Consider the following 19,052-nt stretch of genomic DNA (forward strand, 5'->3'; position numbering starts at 1 on the left):
CATTCTAAGTATAATTAATGGCGGTTTTAACCGCCTATAAATAAGGAAAATTTAATGTTTAAAAAAATCTCGGTATTCTTTGTGGCAGTAATGCTTGCGGGTTGTTCTTCGATTTCAGATATGACCTCTTACATTCCATTTATGGGTAAAGACAAAAAGGTCATTGATTTAGATAAAGATAAAATCGACCAAAAATCTTATGCGGCAGCTTATGAAGCCACAGTGGCAACGTATAAAGATCGTGTAACGAAAAATTTCTTTGTGGATAATTTTGCAAGTGGTGCGAATGACTGGTATCTCGGTCGTATTGTTGTGCCAATCAAACAAATTCAAGATAAGCTCTACACGGGTGGCCATGATTCTGATGTGTATGCTTACTACAGTGGTGTGTTGCATGCAGAAGCATTACAAACTAACTTCAGCCGCTTAAGCGCGAATTGTTGGCAAAAAGTGGATTCACCAAGTGTGACACAAGGGATCTACGATGCAATGCGTGATTTGCAAAAAGGCAAAGAGCGCGGTGAAAATGACGCTTACATTTCCCAAGGTAGCGAAATGCTACTCAAAGCCTGTACCGGCCAATAATCAATTTGAGCTGTTGATGAGCGATCTCATCAGCAGCTTTTCTTTTTTTAAATCATCAATGTGAAGGAGCAAGAATGTTAGAACTTTCGGAAAGCAACATTCATTTAAATGCTACGGCAACAAATAAGCTGCAAGCTATTGAAATGGCTGCAAGTGCGTTGGAGCAAGCTGGTAATGTTGAACAAGGCTATTTACAAGGCATGCTTGGACGTGAACAACAAACCTCCACTTTTTTAGGCAATGGGATTGCGATTCCACACGGTACATTAGAAACCCGTTCGATGGTGAAAAAAACCGGTGTGCAAGTTTTCCAATTTCCACAAGGTATTGAGTGGGGTGAAGGCAATATTGCCTATGTTGTAATTGGTATTGCTGCCCGTTCTGATGAGCATCTTGCTTTACTTCGTCAATTAACGCATGTTTTAGGTGATGAAGACACCGCGGCACAATTAGCAACATTAACAGATGTTGAAAAATTCCGTGCGATTTTGTTAGGTGAAAGCGATTCTTTTAGCATTACTGAAGAAACATTAAGTTTAGATATTGAAACGCAAAGTTTGCTCACCCTTACCGCCATCAATGCAGGTAAATTACAACAGCAAAGTGCGGTTGAAAATAGCTTTGTTTCTGAAGTAGTCTCCAATTCTGCTCTGCCACTTGGCAAAGGGTTATGGGTAACCGATGCCGTATCAGGTAACTTGAAAAATGCGTTGGCATTCAGTCGTGCGAAAACCATTTTTAGTCATAATGGCAAAGCGGTGAAAGGCGTGTTGACGATTTCGGCTGTCAGTGACCAAATCAATGAGACATTAGCGTGTTTATTGGATGATGAAGTCCAAAATATTTTATTAAGTGGTAATACGCAGCAAATTTTGACCGCACTTAATGGTGGTAAAGTGCCAGTTGCAGCAGCTGCTCAATCTGAAGGTCAAATCGCTACGGGTGCAGTGATTGGTACCTTTACTGTTCGTAATGAACATGGCTTGCATGCTCGCCCAAGTGCGGTGCTTGTTAATGAAGTGAAAAAATTCGCCTCCAAGATTACCGTACAAAATATTACTCGAGAAACCGCACCAGTTAGTGCAAAAAGCTTGATGAAAATTGTGGCATTAGGTGTCACTCAAGGTCATCGCTTACGTTTTGTTGCAGAAGGGGATGATGCGAAACAAGCTATTGAAGCCTTAGGTAAGATTATTGCGAGTGGGCTTGGCGAAAGCGTATCAGCTGTGCCACCTGCTGAACCAGATACCATTGAAGTAAGTAGTGAGCACGCACCACAAATTCACGAAGAAAAAACAGGTTTACCAGCCGATGCCATTGAAGCCGTATTTATGATTCGTAATGAACACGGTTTACATGCTCGTCCAAGCGCGGTACTGGTTAATGAAGTGAAAAAATACAATGCGTCAGTTGCGGTACAAAACTTAGATCGTGACACCCAATTAGTCAGTGCAAAAAGTTTGATGAAAATTGTGGCGCTAGGTGTCGTGAAAGGTCATCGCCTACGTTTTGTCGCGAGCGGTGAAGAAGCTCAGCAAGCGATTGACGGTATTGGTGCAGTCATTGAAAGTGGTTTAGGCGAAGGTCGGGGGTAAGTGATGGCAAAAGTAGCAACAATTACCTTAAATTCCGCTTATGATTTAGTTGGGCGTTTGTCTCGTATTGAAATCGGCGAAGTGAATACCGTTGAAACGCTCGGTATTTTCCCTGCTGGCAAAGGCATCAATGTCGCTAAAGTGTTGAAAGATTTGGGTGTAGAGGTGGCCGTTGGTGGCTTCTTAGGGGAAGATAACGTCGGTGATTTTGAAACCTTATTTAAAAAACAAGGCTTGGAAGACAAATTTCACCGCGTTGCGGGCAAAACTCGCATTAACGTAAAAATTACGGAAACCGAAGCGGATGTAACAGATTTAAATTTCTTAGGTTATCAAATCACTCCAGAAGCTTGGCAGCAATTTACAGCAGATTCATTAGCGTATTGCCAAAACTTTGACATCGTTGCGGTATGTGGCAGTTTGCCGCGTGGTGTGAGTCCTGAATTATTTGCGGATTGGCTTAATCAGTTGCATCAAGCTGGTGTGAAAGTCGTATTAGATAGCAGTAATGCCGCACTCACGGCTGGTTTGAAAGCGCATCCTTGGTTAGTGAAACCGAATCATCGCGAATTGGAAGCGTGGATTGGTCACCCACTAAATTCTCTTGATGAAATTATTGTGGCGGCTAAAAAACTTAAAGCAGAAGGTATTGCTAACGTCATTATTTCGATGGGTGCGAATGGTTCTTTATGGCTGAGTGATCAAGCTGTTATTCAAGCTCAACCACCTAAATGTGAAAACGTGGTGAGCACCGTAGGGGCTGGTGATTCTATGGTAGCTGGCTTAATTTATGGTATCGAAAAAGGCTTGTCTCAAGCGGAAACCTTAGCGTTTGCAAGTGCTGTTTCTGCCTTTGCCGTTTCACAAAGTAATGTGGGCGTAAGCGATATCGCCTTGCTTGAGCCAATTCTGGCGAATGTCAAAATTTCTGTGATTGAAGGATAATGTAATGAATTTGTTTTTAACTCAATCTCCGCAAATTGGTGCGGCAAAAGCCTATTTACTTCGCCAAGCATTGAGCGTGGCAGCGAAAAAAGCCAATCATACTGTGGTTGAACAAGCTAAAGAGGCGGATTTAGTGATTATTTTCGGATCTAGTTTGCCAAACTCTGTTGATCTTGTGGGCAAAAAAGTCTTTTTAGCTAATGAAGACGCGCTGATTGCTTCACCTGAAGCAACGCTGACGAATGCACTCAATCAAGCCGTGGACTATGTTCAGCCTACTCAAAGTGCGGTTGAATTCGGCGGCGTTTCTGACGTCAAAAATATTGTTGCGGTTACAGCTTGCCCAACGGGTGTTGCGCATACCTTTATGTCTGCTGAAGCCATTGAAACCTATGCAAAAAAACAAGGTTGGCAGGTAAAAGTAGAAACCCGTGGCCAAGTAGGCGCAGGTAATGAAATTACCCCAGAAGAAGTTGCTGCGGCAGATTTAGTCTTTGTTGCAGCTGATATTGATGTGCCGTTAGATAAATTCCAAGGTAAACCGATGTATCGTACGTCGACCGGTTTGGCTTTAAAGAAAACAGCACAGGAATTCAATAAGGCATTTAAAGAAGCGAAAATTTACGAAGGTGGTGCAGCAAAATCTTCTGCGAAATCAGAAGAAAGCGGTGAGAAAAAAGGTGTTTATAAACACTTGATGACAGGTGTATCGCACATGTTGCCGTTGGTGGTTGCTGGTGGCTTGTTAATCGCGATTTCCTTTATGTTTGGTATCGAAGCCTTCAAAGATGAAACGATTTTCCATGGTATTCCAAAAGCCTTAATGGATATCGGTGGCGGTGCAGCATTCCACTTGATGATCGCAGTATTTGCCGGCTATGTGGCCTTTTCTATCGCAGACCGTCCGGGGCTTGCGGTAGGTCTTATTGGCGGTATGTTAGCCACCACAGCCGGTGCAGGGATTTTAGGTGGGATTATCGCCGGTTTCTTAGCGGGTTATGTGGTGAAAGGATTAAATGCAACCATTAAATTGCCGGCAAGTTTAACTTCCTTAAAACCGATTTTAATTCTCCCGCTCTTTGGTACCTTGATTGTTGGTCTTGCCATGATTTATGTGATTAACCCACCGGTTTCACAAATTATGACGACCTTAAGCGATTGGTTAAAATCCATGGGCGAGGTTAATGCGATGGTATTGGGTGCGATTATCGGTGCCATGATGTGTATTGATATGGGCGGTCCAGTAAACAAAGCAGCTTATACATTCTCCGTGGGAATGTTAGCCTCTCAAGTTCATACCCCAATGGCTGCCGCTATGGCTGCCGGTATGGTGCCGCCAATTGGTATGGCGATTGCAACTTGGATTGCTCGCAGTAAATTTACCAGTAATCAACGTGATGCAGGTAAAGCTTCTTTTGTCTTAGGGTTATGCTTTATCTCTGAAGGGGCATTGCCGTTTGTGGCTGCCGATCCATTACGTGTGATTATTAGCTCGGTGATCGGTGGTGCAACTGCCGGTGCGATTTCAATGGCATTAAATATTTCTCTTCAAGCACCACATGGTGGTTTATTTGTGATTCCGTTTGTCTCAGAACCATTGCTCTACCTAGGTGCAATTGCAACGGGGGCATTATTAACCGGTGTGGTTTATGCGGTGATTAAACCAAAGGCGACAGAATAGCCAATTCTTAGATTAAAAAAGTGCGGTAATTTTTAACCGCACTTTTCATTTATCAGGTATAATTACAATGATTTAGGGAGAAATTATGGATAAATACAATAAACTCCGCATTGAATGGGATTGTCGTCGAGGTATGCTTGAGCTGGATAAAATCATCATGCCTTTTTATAAAGCGCATTTTGACCAACTGACTGACGACAAAAAAGATATTTTTATTCGTTTACTTGCCGCCACGGATTTACAACTTTTTTCGTGGTTTTTTAATGGCAGTCAATCAGAAGATGCTGAAGTACAAGCGATGGTTGAATATATCCAAGATGTGCAGAAAACGAATGTCCGTTAATTTTTTTGAAATTTTTTATAGATAAGGAACTTTTCAATTTTAACTCTGTCTGATAAAGCAACAATAGCTTGCTGTCTTGAATATATGAAGGCGTGTTAGACGTAGCATAGGAGATATATGGCTGAACAGCTAACAGATCAGGCTTTGGTAGAAAGAGTGCAGCAAGGCGATAAAAAAGCCTTTAATCTATTGGTTTCTCGTTATCAAAATAAAGTAGCCGGACTTTTAACCCGCTACATTTCTCATAACGACATTCCAGATGTTGTACAAGAATCCTTTATTAAGGCCTATCGTTCCATTGAATCCTTTCGGGGCGATAGTGCATTCTACACTTGGCTATATCGAATTGCCGTTAATACGGCAAAGAATTACTTAACGGCACAGGGACGCCGTCCACCGAGCGAAGATATTTTGGCGGAAGATGCTGAAAGCTACGATGTGGGAACCCATCTACGTGATGTAGATACCCCTGAAAACGAAATGTTATCTAGCGAATTAGAAAAAGTGGTATTCGATACCATTCACAGTTTGCCAGAAGATTTAAGAACCGCGATTACCTTGCGTGAGCTTGAAGGTTTAAGTTACGAAGAAATCGCAGAAATAATGGATTGCCCAGTAGGCACTGTACGTTCTCGCATTTTCCGTGCTCGGGAAGTGATTGAGAACAAAATACAACCGCTTATGCAACGTTAAAATAAAGTCGGAGTTTATAAAATGCAAAAAGAGTTACTTTCAGCCTATATGGACGGAGAAGAAGTCAGTGCCGAGTTGACGGAACAACTCTGTCAGGATAAAGATTCACAAGAATCTTGGGCGGCATATCACACAGTAAGATCGGTTATGCGTAAAGAGTCACCAGTATTATTAGGTGCTGACTTTACGGCGAAAATGGCTGATTTAATTGAATTAGAAGAAGTAAAACACGTAGAGATTACTGTTTCTCAACCAACCCCAGAAGAAGCTGACAGCTTACCATTCGTGCAAAAATTAAAAGCATTCTTTGCACCAATGACACAAATTGCGGTGGCTGCAGGTGTGTGTTTGGTGGCAGTAGTAGGTGTGCAATCATTTAATGCGAAAAGCACCTCGGTTACACCTGAAAACCCAGTTTTACAAACTTTACCATTTAACAATTCTGTTCAAGAAGTAAGTTACAACGCTCCGACCAAAGATGTAGCCACTTCGGAACAGGTTGAGCAAAAAAATCGCCGTATTGGTACGATGTTGCAAAACTATGAATTACAGCGTCGTATGCATGCAGATAGCTTAAATGTGGGTAGCAACCAAGCGAAATAATTACAGCAATTAATCGATAATTCACCACCTTAGGCGTGGTGAATTTTTTTATGGATCAATTGATTTATTTATGAAAAAAACGTTTCTCAAATTAACCGCACTTTTAGGCTTATTCCTGTTACCTTTTACGGCATTTGCAGAAGAGCCAATTCAGTCATTAAATAAAATGTCGCAAGCCATGCGAGATTTAAATTATGAGATTGCTTTTGTGCAAACTACACCAACGAATATGGACTCGTTCCGTTATCGCCATATTAAGCAAGGGCAAAAAGTGTATGCGCAGTTGGTGACATTAGATGGTGAGCAACAAGAGATCATCCAGCGCGGTAATTTAGTCAGCTATTTCCAGCCTGGGTCACGCGCTTTCACGATTAACAGTGGTGAGATTGTGGATGCACTTCCTGCGGTCATTCGTACTGATTTTAGCAAGCTGAGTCAGAATTATGACTTTATTAAGCTTGGAAAAGACCGAATTGCAGGCCGATTTGTCGATACCATTCGTATTGTGCCCAAAGACGATTTTCGCTATCAATACCTCGTTTTCTTAGATGAAGAAAATGGTTTGTTATTGCGTGGCGATATGCTTGATCGAGAAGGCAAGTTACTTGATCAGTTCCGTGTCGTGACGTTATATATCGATGATCGTCTACGTGGTTTGACAGATTACCTTAATAAGGTGTCAGTGCCGCCACTTTTAAATGAAGGGAAGCAAGAGTCATTCCTTTCAATCAATTGGAAAACTGATTGGTTACCGCAAGGTTTTGATTTAATTCGCCAGAATCAAGATGTAATAGATGGTGAAGTGATTGAAAATGCGTTATTTAGTGATGGTCTTTTCACTTTCACGCTTTATATCAATAAAGCAGATAGCACTGCCGCAAAAGAAAATACATGGAAACAAGGGGCTTATACGATTTACAGTGAAGTCATGGGCGATAAAGAAATTACCTTTATCGGACAGCTTCCAATTGCTGCAGCTAAACGAATTGTACAAGGCGTAACATTCCTAAAATAATTCAGTAGACGTGAGAAAGTTGCTATTTTGTTTCCCCTTGCTATACTTTCTTCACCTAATGGATTTTGATAGCTAGACCCCGTCCTGCGGGGTTTTGTTTTATCAAGTGCGGTCATTTTTCTTAAGGTTTTTACAATGAACAATCCCCTTCCTCTTCTTGGCATCACAGGTTACAGCGGTAGTGGCAAAACCACATTGCTGGAAAAATTGCTTCCTCAATTAATTAAAAAAGGCCTACGTGTTTCAGTGATTAAGCACAGCCATCACAATGCCCATGTGGATAAAAAGGGCAAAGACAGTTGGCGAATGAAAGAGGCGGGGTCTGCACAAGTTATTATGGCTTGCGATAGTCGTTGGGCATTAATGACAGAAACGCCTCAAGAGCCGGTTTCTTTAGCCTATTTAAGCCAACAATTTGATCGTCATTTAACGGATTTAGTGTTAGTGGAAGGATTTAAACAAGAACCCATTCCAAAGATTTTGTTGCATCGACAAGAGATGACAAAACCTTTGCCGGAATTAGATGAAAACGTGTTGGCTTTAGCAACAGATTATTCGCTTGAAACTGACCGCACTTTATTAGATATTAATCACATTGAACAGATCGCTGAGTTTATTTATCAATGGTGGAAAAAGACGCAGTAATAGAAAGTCAGTACTATAAAGGGCTGGCTTGGGTGGCTTCCATGGCTTTGTTTATGCAAAGCTTGGATGCGACTATTTTAAATACTGCCTTACCAACTATTGCAACAGATCTACAAACCCCCGTCTTTGAAATGCAAATGGCGATTATCGCCTATTCTCTGGCCGTTGCTTTATTTATTCCTTTAACTGCTTGGGCGGCAGCGAAATTTGGTACACTCACTGTTTTCCGCTCTGCTGTTTTTACCTTTGTATTTGGCTCGGTAGCTTGTGCGATGGCCACTTCTCTAGAAACTCTTGTATTCGCACGGATTCTCCAAGGTATCGGTGGTGCATTTATGATGCCGGTTGCTCGTCTTGCGATTATTCAAACCGTACCGAAAAACCAATTGATTAATGCCTGGAATTTAATGGCAACAGCTGGACTCATTGGCCCTATTCTTGGCCCGATTTTAGGTGGTTGGCTTGTGGTGCATACCTCATGGCATTGGATTTTCTTAATTAATATTCCTATTGGTATGTTAGGCTTTTGGGCGGCGGCTAAAGTGATGGGAAATCATAAGGGTAATGCGTCTAAGTTAGACTGGACGGGATTTTTACTCTTTGCATTTGGTTTAGTGGGTTTAACGCTCGGGCTTGATTTACTCGGTGAAAGTCAGAGTGATCGCATAACCACATATAGTGCATTAGCGATTGGCATGGCATTATTGATGGCTTATTATTTTTATGCGAAAGGTAATGATCGTGCCATTTTGCCGTTATCTCTTTTCAATACAAGAACATTTCGATTAGGCATTGCCGCCAATATCTTTATTCGTCTTTCCGGTTCGGCTGTGCCGTTCTTATTGCCATTAATGTTCCAACTTTCTTTTGGTTATTCAGCTGAAGAGTCAGGCTGGTTGCTTGCCCCCATTGCGCTAATGTCTGTCGTATTTAAACGTTTTATTGGACACATCTTAAATATCTTAGGTTATAAAACCACGTTAATTTTATCGTCACTTTTAATGGCTGGTTCAACAGTTTCCATGTCATGGCTTGATACCTCATCATCCACAACATGGATTATATGTAATTTGATGTGGTACGGTGCTTGCATGTCGATGATTTTTAGTTCAATTAATACACTTACTGTTGGCGATCTATCACAGGAACAAAGTGGTACAGGTTCAACCTTGCTGAGTATTGTGCAACAAGTGGGGATTGGGTTTGGTATCGCTGTGGCATCTATTATTTTGACGTTATACCGTCAATTTGTTGGTAATGAAGGGGATGCATTACAACACGCTTTCAGTTACACGTTTCTGACGACTTCCATTTTTGCTATCGCATTAGTTTGGATATTGAGTTATTTACGTAAAACAGATGGAGATCATTTGCGGAAAAAACGCTGATATTGAATGCCTTAGTTTAATTTGTTATAAGAAAGATCTTTTTCTTATTTCGTAAAAGTTTGATTTGCTTATATCTTAGGTAAAATTTTATATTTATGTTTGGGTGTTACACCCGATTAAAGAAGGAAAACTTATGAAATTAAAAGCGACCTTAACTCTTATTGCAGCCAGTTTATTTTTAGCAGCTTGTGATCAATCTGGTTCTGCGGCAAAAGAAAATGCAAAAGCAGAAACAGCAAAACCTTCAGGTAATAACACATTTGTGTACTGTACAGCGAAAGCACCACTTAGCTTTAGCCCGGCGTTGGTAATGGAAGGCACATCTTACAATGCGAGTTCACAACAAGTGTATAACCGTTTGGTTGAGTTCAAAAAAGGTTCGACTGACCTTGAGCCAGCATTGGCTGAAAGTTGGGAGATCAGTGATGATGGTTTAACTTATACGTTCCATTTGCGTAAAGGGGTGAAATTCCATACGACAAAAGAATTTACGCCAACACGTGATTTTAATGCGGATGATGTGATCTTTTCTTTCCAACGTCAGTTAGATCCTAACCACCCTTATCACAACGTATCGAAAGGGACTTATCCGTATTTCAAAGCAATGAAATTCCCAGATTTATTAAAATCAGTTGAGAAAGTGGATGACAATACCGTTCGTATTACTTTGAATAAAAAAGATGCGACTTTCTTAGCAAGCTTGGGTATGGACTTTATCTCTATTTACTCCGCTGAATATGCAGATGCGATGCTGAAAGCGGGTAAACCAGAAACGATCGATAACAAACCAGTTGGGACAGGTCCGTTTATTTTTGTGGATTACAAAACTGACCAAGCGGCACAATATGTAGCAAATGAAACCTATTGGAAAGGTCGTACACCACTTGATCGTTTAGTGATTAGCATCGTACCCGATGCGACTACACGTTATGCGAAGTTACAAGCGGGTTCTTGTGATTTAATTCTCTTCCCGAATGTGGCGGATTTAGCCAAAATGAAAACTGATCCAAAAGTACAGCTTTTGGAACAAAAAGGTTTGAACGTGGCATATATCGCATTCAATACAGAAAAAGCACCGTTTGATAATGTGAAAGTACGCCAAGCATTGAACTATGCTGTAGATAAAAAAGCAATTATTGAAGCGGTTTATCAAGGTGCGGGCACTGCAGCGAAAAACCCACTACCGCCAACAATTTGGAGTTATAACGACGAAATCCAAGATTATCCGTATGATCCAGAGAAAGCGAAACAGCTTTTAGCGGAAGCAGGTTATCCAAACGGTTTTGAAACTGATTTCTGGATTCAACCAGTGGTACGTGCGTCTAATCCAAATCCAAAACGTATGGCTGAACTTGTGATGGCTGACTGGGCGAAAGTAGGTGTAAAAGCAAATCCAGTAACGTTTGAATGGGCTGATTATCAAAAACGTGCTAAAGCAGGTGAATTAACGGCAGGTATCTTCGGTTGGTCAGGTGATAACGGTGATCCGGATAACTTCCTTTCTCCATTACTTGCAAGTGCTAATGCGGGTAACTCAAACTTTGCTCGTTTCAAAAATGCAGAATTTGATGCCTTATTAGATAAAGCGATTGGCTTAACTAATAAAGAAGAACGTGCGGCACTTTATAAACAAGCACAAGTGATTTTCCATGAACAAGCACCATGGATTCCAGTTGCTCACTCTGTTGGTTTCGCACCACTTAGTCCTCGCGTAAAAGGCTACGTACAAAGTCCATTCGGCTACGATGCATTTTATGGTGTGAGTGTTGATGGTAAATAATTAACGGACTATACTAGCCCTTGCAGTTGCAAGGGCTTTTTGTTTTCAAGCAAAAGGAGAAAGAAAATGGACTTACATGATATTCGTGAGGATTATTGCAAACAGGCGCTTTCTCAGCATGATTGCGATCCCAATCCCATAAAACAATTTGAAAAATGGCTCAACGAAGCGATTACCGCCAAAGTAAACGAGCCAACAGGTGTTAATGTTGCGACAGTCAATGAAGATGGTCGGCCAACAAGTCGAATGGTGCTGTTGAAAGAAGTGAACGAACAAGGCTTTGTATTTTTTACGAATTATCACAGCCGAAAAGGTCGCGCCATAGAACATAATCCTTTCGTTGCCCTAACATTCTTTTGGCCTGAATTAGAACGTTCTGTTCGTATTGAGGGCAAAGCTGAAAAAATCTCGCCTGAACAATCAGATGAATATTTTGCAACGCGCCCTTACACCAGCCGAATTGGCGCTTGGGCCAGCGAGCAAAGTGCGGTCATTTCTAGCCATAAATCTTTATTAGCGAAAGCAGCTCTGATTGCAGCAAAACACCCCCTAAACGTCCCTCGTCCACCACATTGGGGTGGCTATCTTGTGATTCCTGATCGCATTGAATTCTGGCAAGGTCGCCCAAGTCGTTTACATGACCGAATTTGTTATTTATACAATGAGGGGAAATGGGAAAGAGAGCGGTTATCGCCGTAAGTTTCTTCAAAAATATGTAAAAAAATAACCGCACTTTGATTTGGTAACCAAAGTGCGGTTTATTTTTACGTTATTTTTATTTACCGATGATTTCTGCCAACTCAACTTTGCGGTTTTCGTAACGAGAACGGGTACATGCATCGGCTGTGGCGATAGCCGCACGGGCAGCTTCACCAGTGAGTAATTTTACAAACTCCTCAGTTGGTTCCATACCATGAAGAATATCGTTTAAATAACGCATTTCTTTTTTCATGATAGAACTCAACCAGAGCGGTGTGCGTTTGCCTGGTTTACCATATTGAATTGCACCATCCATTTCTGTGCTGTTGTAAATACGGGTGCGGTCATCGTCTTCTTCTTGGGTTTCGTGAATGAGGAAATAGGTGTCTTTTCCATCCACGCGAAGGGTACCTTTGGTATTGTACATATCAAGTTTGATCGCACCTTTTTCCCCTTGAATTAATACATAATGCTCACCCCAACGGAAAGCGGAACCCCATTCTAGAACTGCGAAGCGATTATCATCATATTCCATGGTGACAAAAATCATATCGTCTTCATCACCGAATTTTTCGCCTTTGTGTGCAACATTGGCGGCTGCCATGGTAACGGTTTTTGGCATGCCGCCCATAATGAATTGTACGCAGTCTAATTCGTGAATATGGTGGTATAAGTGACCGCCAGATTTTTCACGGATTTTTTTCCATGAAATGGTTGGTTGTTGTTCTTCCCAGCCGTTACGTGCGGTGTGACAATAAAGCACTTTACCGATCACGCCTTGATTGATTAATTCTTTGGCGTGGTGAACACCGTTAAAGAAGTTCATTACATGGCCAGCCATAAAGGTAACGCCATTTTCTTCGCAAGCGCGGACCATGTCGTCACAGTCTTGATAACTTAAGGCGATTGGTTTTTCACAGAAAACGTGTTTTTTGTTTTTCGCTGATAGGATTACCGGTTCTTTGTGTAAGTAGTTTGGGGTGGCGACAATTACGCAATCCACATCAGGTGATGTGACCAATTCTTCAAGAGATTTTGCCGCTACGCATTGTAATTCTTGAGCAATGGTTTCACCATTTTCAGGGTCATATACCATGGTAATCTGTGCATCATCAAATTCATTCATGAAACGGGCTAAATCTGCACCAAAATAGCCAACGCCAACAACACCATATCGCATCATAATAAACTCCTTATTTTTTCACTGAGATTTGTTTTTCTGTTACCATGGATTGCTTCGCTGCTTCTGCAACTTCGATGGCTTCAGTTAAACATAGACTTAATGGGCTGGTTTTTCCTTGTGTTAAGTGCTCTACCACGCTTTGCACTTCGATTTCAGCCGCTCGGCTTAACCAAAGTTGGCAAGGTGCGTGGGTGACATTATATTGCTGTGTACCTTTTGCACTTTCGCGTAAAGATAAATCAGCCTCAAATTCATCAAATAAATCAACGTGTTCTATTTTTCCATCTAGATAATTAAATGTGACACTTGAGGTAAAGAAATTGACTTCAATCACACCATTTTCACCATGAATTTGAATGCCCCATTGGTGTAACCGATAAGCGGTGCCCATTTCGAGCGAACCTAACACGCCATTTTTAAAACGTAATAACAACTGCAACACATCACGGCTATCTGGCGTATCGTGATGCGCTTGATTAGCTGCCTGAGCAAAAACAGCCTCAATATCGCCTAGTAACCAACAGAGTAAATCCAATTCATGAATGAGGTGGAAAAGCTCACCGCCCGTAAGATTGGCATCTAATTTCCACCATTCTTTATTTGGTAGGTTTTCAATCCAACGCTGACGCATGGCTCGTGCTACAGTAATGCGGCCTAATTTTCCTTGTTCTAAAGCCGCTTTGACTTTTAACATGCCAGGTAACGTACGCTCTAAATGGCCTACAAAAATGAATTTGCCTTTTTCTTCAGCAAGACGGCGTAAATGTTGGCCTTGAGAAGAGCTTAAGGTAAAAGGTGTTTCAATAAAGACATGACAGCCAGCGTTTAACGCTAAGATTGCTGGGGAATAATGGGCGTAGTTTGGTGTGGCGATAACCACTAAATCAGGTTTGGTTTCAGCCAACATTTCTTCCACACTAAAAAAGGCTTGGCTGCCATATTGATCTGCAAGTTTTTGTGCAAGAGAAGGGTTGATATCGGTCACCGCAATTAAGTTTGCTTGGGCTTTGTCAAATGCTGAAGCTAACTGAACACCAAAAAATCCGCAGCCGATTAAGGCAATGTTTAATCCATTAGTTTGCATCATGCCCTCCTTGTTGTAAGCGTTGGCGAATACTTTGGAAATACTGCAAGATCGCGCGTTGCATCCGTACCAAATCATGTGCTTCTACGGCATCAATTAATTCGCGATGTTGCATGGCTGATTTTTCAGGCGAAAGTGTTGGTGGCGGTAAGCCTTTTTCCACTTGTTGATAAATTTGCCAAAACGCATCTAAATATTGAATCAGTAATGGGTTATTTAATGGTTCATAAAGTCTTAAATGAATGTGGTATTCATCTTTTGGGGAAAATTTTTGCTCACGGGCATTTTTTTCCATATTGGCCACTGATTTTTGCAAAAGTGCGGTCTGTTCTTGGCTAATTTTTCCTAACACCATTGGAGCAAAGCCGTATTCCAAAATTTCCCGAATATCCAAAATATTAATCAGCTGATTATGATCATTATGCAAATTCAGTTGGGTGTGAAAACTTAATCCACGAATCATGGGTACAAGAGATGATTCACTCACAAAGGTACCGACGCCATGGCGAATGTCTAAAATGTGTAGCGCCTCTAATGATTTAATGGCTTCACGTAAACTGGAACGGCTCACTCCGAGCTGTTCAATCAGTTCATTTTCTGTTGGCATCAAATCGCCAGATTTAAGATTTTGTTTGATGATGAGCGATTTGATTTTATCCTGCAAAACGAGACTTGCTTCTTTTTTACTTGTTTTTTTCATTTCTGTTCTCATTTTCTAATCTATTTTCTGAATTTGTGATCCAGCTCTCATTCTCTCTAATTGACATAAGACATCATACGTCTTATCTTTATTTATGCAAGCAGAAATTAGCAGTGATTTTAAATTCTGTGATCTATACCACAAAATTCTCAAATACAAGGAAGGGAGGTTGTTATGGCAACATCATTACCATGGTATAAAGAAGTCAGTCCTACGCAAAAAAAAGCGTTATTTGCGGCTTGGTTAGGTTATGTTTTTGATGGCTTCGATTATATGCTTATCACTTACGTGCTTTTGGATATTCAAAAAGAATTCGCCATGAGCACAACGGAAACATCCACATTATTACTTGCAGCCTTCGTCGCACGTCCATTAGGTGGGGCGATTTTTGGTAGTTTTGCCGATAAATATGGTCGTCGTTTGGCGATGATTGTTTCCATTATTACGTATTCCGTCGGCACATTCTTGTGCGGATTATCCACCAGTTATATTTGGCTTTTCATCTTCCGTATGATTATCGGTATGGGGATGGCGGGCGAATATGCTTGTTCTTCCTCTTATGCCATTGAAAGCTGGCCACAACATTTACGTACAAAAGCCAGTGCATTCTTAGTGAGTGGCTTCTCCATTGGTAATATTCTTGCTTCTCAAGTGATTCCTTGGGTATCTCAAACTTATGGTTGGCGTATGGCTTTCTTCATCGGTTTAGCACCAGTTGCTTTAGTGCTCTACGTTCGTCGTCATGCACCAGAAAGTGAAGAATGGGCACAAGCGAAAGCAGCGGGTAAAGTGAATAAAGTTCCACTTACTGACCTATTCACTAAAAAACAATTACCAATTACTTTAATTATTTTCTTAGTTTGCTATTCAATTTTCTCCGTAAACTGGCCGGTAGTAGGTTTACTTCCACTTTATCTCAAAGAAAATGGCTATGCTGAAAATGTGAAATCACTGATGTTCTGGGCAGGCTTTGGTATCCTCATCGGTACCTTAATTGCAGGCTTTATCGGGGATAAATTGGGTGAGAAGAAAACCTTTGTATATAGCTTATTGTTATCGCTTTTCTTCCTCTTCCCAGTATTCTATTTGCCAGAAAATAATGTATTAGCACTTGGTGCGTTGCTCTTCTTCTTACTTGCAACTAACTTAGGTATTGCCGGTTTAGTGCCAAAATATATGGCCACTTTCTTCCCAGCTGAAATGCGAAGCACAGGTATTGGTTTCATCTATAACTTCGCTGCGATCGGCGGTGGGGTGTCTCCTGTAATTGCCGCCGCACTTAGCGAAAGAGTGGGACTTGGTTCAGCCCTTGTGTATGTCACCTTATTCTGGACAATTGTCCTTGTTGCTCTCGTTGGATTAAGATTGCCAGAACGTATTCAAGCTCGTATGCAACAATAAAAAACGAAAGCAAAACAGACCGCACTTTTAGGTGCGGTTTGTTGTTTATACAAAAATAGTTTGAAGCGCATCACAAATTTGTTAAAAATATGTTTCAATTTTCTCTGTTAAATGCTAATTAATAATCTCCCCTATCGTTTTATAGGAGATTGTATATGCAAACTCAACAAACCTTTCTCTCTAAATATAAAAGTCTCATTATTCTTGCCTTAGACTTTGTCTTCATGTTGGTGTTAATCAAAATACTGCCGTTTTCTGCTCAAGAGAATCGCGGGTTAGCCTTGCTGATTTTTATTGGTATTTTATGGTTAACGGAAGCCTTTAATATTACCGTGACATCCCTTATGGTGCCTGTCGTGGCCATAGGATTAGGCTTGATTAATACACAAAAAGCGCTCGCACCATTCTCTACCCCAATTATTTATATGTTCTTTGGGGGATTTGTGGTGGCTGCGGTGTTGCAAATTCAGAATCTAGATAAGATTATTGCGAATTACATTATTCGTTTGGCCAAAGGAAACTTAAAACTTTCTATTACCTACCTCTTCACCGTAACTACATTCCTTTCTATGTGGATTAACAACACCGCTGTGGCGGCGATGATGTTACCGCTCACGATGGGGATGTTAAAAGGTATCAATGCAGAGAAAAATCATCGGTTGTACGCCTTCGTATTGTTAGGCATGGCATTTAGCGCCAGTATCGGTGGTATTGGTACATTAGTGGGAAGTGCACCGAATGCCATTTTGGCGTCTCAAATTCAAGTGACCTTCACGGAATGGTTAGGTTACGGTTTCCCGGTGATGGTACTTCTTGTGCCTTCAATGATTTTTTCTTTATGGGTGATTTTACGTCCAGACTTTTCTGTAGATTTTAATCCGTCACTTGAGAAAGTCAGCTTTAATCGAAAAAATATTATTACCTTACTGATCTTTATCGGTATGGCGATTATGTTGCTTTTCAGCTCTCTCTTAAACCCATGGATTACGGCTTTCCTTGAATTGCCGAAAAAAATCGAAAACTTTGATACCGTGATTGCGCTATGCGTTGTGATCTTTATTTGTGTTTCAGGTGTTGCGAGTTGGAAAGAAATTCAAGAGCGTGTTGAATGGGGCGTGCTCGTTTTATTCGGTGGTGGTTTAACACTCAGTATCGTGATGAAAGATTCTGGTGCCAGTAAGATTATGGCGGATAGTATCGTTCAGTTTGTGCAAACCAAACCACTTTGGGTACTTTGCTTTGTGATGACGGCATTTATTATTTTCCTAACAGAATTTACATCGAATACCGCCAGTGCGGCGTTGATTATGCCAATTGTGATTTCAGTGGCACAATCTATGAATTTACCGCCTATCGCTTTAGCCGCAATTATCGCTTGTGGGGCAAGTTGTGCATTTATGTTGCCAATCGCTACACCGCCAAATGCTATTGTGTTTGCAACAGGCAATGTGAAACAACTTGATATGGCCAAAGTCGGTTTGATTTTAAACCTATTCTGTATCGCCATCATCGGCAGTATGACTTATTTTGTTTGGTTGTAAATCTGGTTAAAACTGACTGCACTTTATTAGCCTATAAGCCTATAAAAGTAAACCGCACGTTAAAGTGCGGTTTGTTGTTTATCTCGAAATAACCTCTTTTGTGAAGGCTTCCATTTCGGCTTTACGCCATGGTGTTGAGAAGAAAATAGTATCTTTCAAACCAGATTCACTATTTAGTGGACGAACACCGAATTCTTGGTTTAATTTCTGTTGTACTTCAGGTGAGGTAATCCAATGCACGAAAACAAGTGATGCGGCTGGGTTAGGCGCATTTTTTGCTACGGTTACAACATTACCACCGCCAGGCATCCCAAATTTTGGTACATAGAATTTTAAACGCTCAGTAATTGCACCTTGTTTTTGCAAGCTGAACAAGTGATCTTGCCATGCAGAGACAATCACTAACTCACCATCGTTTAAACGGGTTAGACTATCAGCATTCGAAGCTGTACGGATTAGCGCATCTTTTTTACTGCTGAACCAATCCCAGGTTTTCTTCCAATTAGCAATCTGTGCTTCATCAATTTTATCGGTACGGTAATCATAATCACCATTAATATATACTAAAGCTCGCTGAATGAAGGCATTACCGGAGCTGCCACCGTTTGGATCAGAATAGCCGAATTTTTTTGGATTTTTATCAATATAACTTTCCATATCAGCCCAAGATTGTGGCAGTTCCTCTTCTTTGATTCGCATAGGATCATAAGCTAGACCGGTTTGGTTACCCCAGTAACCTACAGCCATATCGCCTAATTCAACACCTTGTAAGTGGTGATTTAATTTATCGAAATTTGGTAAGTTATTGAGTTTTAAAAGAATGTCATTTTTCGCTACGTTGCCTAAACGGTCAGCATTTAACACAACCACATCCATTTTGCCGGTTTCTAGATTTTTTTCAGCAATCAGTTTATTGATATTACCGTCCAAGGTGCCTTCAGGTACTTTGACTTTAATACCGTATTGATTTTCAAATTCTTTGACAAAATTACGGAATTGCGGCTGCAAATACCAAACGCTAACTGTCAATTTTCCTTCTTTTTTAGCGAGTTCTTCGATTTCGCTCCAAGATTTACCACTTAAGTCAGTGGAAGCCGAGGAAAAAGTACTGACAGCCAAGGCGGCAGCGGTAAGACCAATGGATAGAAGTTTACGGATATTTTTTTGCATA

General features: G+C 41.0%; 18 protein-coding genes. 14 read left to right on the forward strand and 4 right to left on the reverse strand.

Annotation, left to right across the window (positions count from 1 at the left end):
- Positions 1-54: 54 nt before the first annotated feature.
- From DPV85_RS06425 to pdxH, 12 genes are all read left to right on the forward strand, one after another.
- Positions 55-585, forward strand: a complete 531-nt coding sequence (locus DPV85_RS06425; RefSeq protein WP_049365129.1) for an HI_0449 family lipoprotein — start codon at positions 55-57, stop codon at positions 583-585.
- Positions 586-659: 74 nt separating this feature from the next.
- Positions 660-2,180 (forward strand): fused PTS fructose transporter subunit IIA/HPr protein, encoded by a 1,521-nt coding sequence (gene fruB / locus DPV85_RS06430; RefSeq protein ID WP_111327451.1) that lies wholly within the window; start codon positions 660-662, stop codon positions 2,178-2,180.
- A gap of 3 nt (positions 2,181-2,183) precedes the next feature.
- Positions 2,184-3,125, forward strand: a complete 942-nt coding sequence (fruK, locus tag DPV85_RS06435) for a 1-phosphofructokinase (RefSeq protein WP_111327452.1) — start codon at positions 2,184-2,186, stop codon at positions 3,123-3,125.
- 4 nt (positions 3,126-3,129) lie between these two features.
- Positions 3,130-4,806, forward strand: coding sequence for a fructose-specific PTS transporter subunit EIIC (locus DPV85_RS06440; RefSeq protein ID WP_111327453.1), 1,677 nt, complete (start codon positions 3,130-3,132; stop codon positions 4,804-4,806).
- Positions 4,807-4,891: 85 nt separating this feature from the next.
- Complete coding sequence (locus DPV85_RS06445; protein ID WP_049364214.1) at positions 4,892-5,149, forward strand: FAD assembly factor SdhE; 258 nt, start codon at positions 4,892-4,894, stop codon at positions 5,147-5,149.
- Between the two features lie 117 nt (positions 5,150-5,266).
- Positions 5,267-5,842: an RNA polymerase sigma factor RpoE gene (rpoE, locus tag DPV85_RS06450; protein ID WP_014064431.1), complete on the forward strand. Its 576-nt coding sequence runs from the start codon at positions 5,267-5,269 to the stop codon at positions 5,840-5,842.
- 21 nt (positions 5,843-5,863) lie between these two features.
- Positions 5,864-6,445 (forward strand): sigma-E factor negative regulatory protein, encoded by a 582-nt coding sequence (locus tag DPV85_RS06455; RefSeq protein ID WP_014064430.1) that lies wholly within the window; start codon positions 5,864-5,866, stop codon positions 6,443-6,445.
- A gap of 70 nt (positions 6,446-6,515) precedes the next feature.
- Positions 6,516-7,460, forward strand: coding sequence for a sigma-E factor regulatory protein RseB (gene rseB / locus DPV85_RS06460; protein ID WP_111327454.1), 945 nt, complete (start codon positions 6,516-6,518; stop codon positions 7,458-7,460).
- A gap of 135 nt (positions 7,461-7,595) precedes the next feature.
- Entirely contained in the window at positions 7,596-8,105 is a 510-nt protein-coding gene (gene mobB, locus DPV85_RS06465) for a molybdopterin-guanine dinucleotide biosynthesis protein MobB (RefSeq protein WP_111327455.1), read from the forward strand.
- Positions 8,084-9,493, forward strand: coding sequence for an MDR family MFS transporter (locus DPV85_RS06470; protein WP_111327456.1), 1,410 nt, complete (start codon positions 8,084-8,086; stop codon positions 9,491-9,493). The genes mobB and DPV85_RS06470 overlap by 22 nt, the downstream gene beginning before the upstream one ends.
- A 133-nt stretch (positions 9,494-9,626) precedes the next feature.
- Positions 9,627-11,273: an ABC transporter substrate-binding protein gene (locus DPV85_RS06475; RefSeq protein ID WP_111327457.1), complete on the forward strand. Its 1,647-nt coding sequence runs from the start codon at positions 9,627-9,629 to the stop codon at positions 11,271-11,273.
- 66 nt (positions 11,274-11,339) lie between these two features.
- A complete protein-coding gene (pdxH, locus tag DPV85_RS06480) occupies positions 11,340-11,972 on the forward strand; it encodes a pyridoxamine 5'-phosphate oxidase (RefSeq protein WP_049384696.1) in 633 nt (210 codons plus the stop codon).
- A 76-nt stretch (positions 11,973-12,048) separates the two neighbouring features.
- Here pdxH and DPV85_RS06485 read toward each other — a convergent pair whose 3' ends face one another.
- Genes DPV85_RS06485 through DPV85_RS06495 form a run of 3 tightly spaced genes read right to left on the reverse strand, consistent with a single transcriptional unit; the run spans position 12,049 to position 14,939 of the window.
- The gene (locus DPV85_RS06485) at positions 12,049-13,155 is read right to left on the reverse strand and encodes a Gfo/Idh/MocA family protein (protein ID WP_111327458.1); all 1,107 of its coding nucleotides are present in this window, start codon (positions 13,153-13,155) and stop codon (positions 12,049-12,051) included.
- Positions 13,156-13,165: 10 nt separating this feature from the next.
- Entirely contained in the window at positions 13,166-14,239 is a 1,074-nt protein-coding gene (locus tag DPV85_RS06490; protein WP_032822500.1) for a Gfo/Idh/MocA family protein, read from the reverse strand.
- Positions 14,229-14,939 carry a FadR/GntR family transcriptional regulator gene (locus DPV85_RS06495; RefSeq protein WP_111327459.1) on the reverse strand — a complete coding sequence of 237 codons (711 nt, stop codon included), beginning with the start codon at positions 14,937-14,939 and terminating at the stop codon, positions 14,229-14,231. Before DPV85_RS06495 ends, DPV85_RS06490 begins: the two co-directional genes overlap by 11 nt.
- A gap of 174 nt (positions 14,940-15,113) precedes the next feature.
- Between DPV85_RS06495 and DPV85_RS06500 the strand changes: the two genes are divergently transcribed.
- Positions 15,114-16,340: an MFS transporter gene (locus DPV85_RS06500; protein ID WP_049365141.1), complete on the forward strand. Its 1,227-nt coding sequence runs from the start codon at positions 15,114-15,116 to the stop codon at positions 16,338-16,340.
- 155 nt (positions 16,341-16,495) lie between these two features.
- Positions 16,496-17,881 (forward strand): SLC13 family permease, encoded by a 1,386-nt coding sequence (locus tag DPV85_RS06505; protein WP_111327460.1) that lies wholly within the window; start codon positions 16,496-16,498, stop codon positions 17,879-17,881.
- Between the two features lie 78 nt (positions 17,882-17,959).
- Here DPV85_RS06505 and DPV85_RS06510 read toward each other — a convergent pair whose 3' ends face one another.
- The gene (locus DPV85_RS06510; protein ID WP_111327461.1) at positions 17,960-19,051 is read right to left on the reverse strand and encodes an extracellular solute-binding protein; all 1,092 of its coding nucleotides are present in this window, start codon (positions 19,049-19,051) and stop codon (positions 17,960-17,962) included.
- Position 19,052 lies beyond the last annotated feature (1 nt).

The organism is Haemophilus parainfluenzae (genome assembly GCF_003252725.1).
Classification (GTDB): domain Bacteria; phylum Pseudomonadota; class Gammaproteobacteria; order Enterobacterales; family Pasteurellaceae; genus Haemophilus_D; species Haemophilus_D parainfluenzae_L.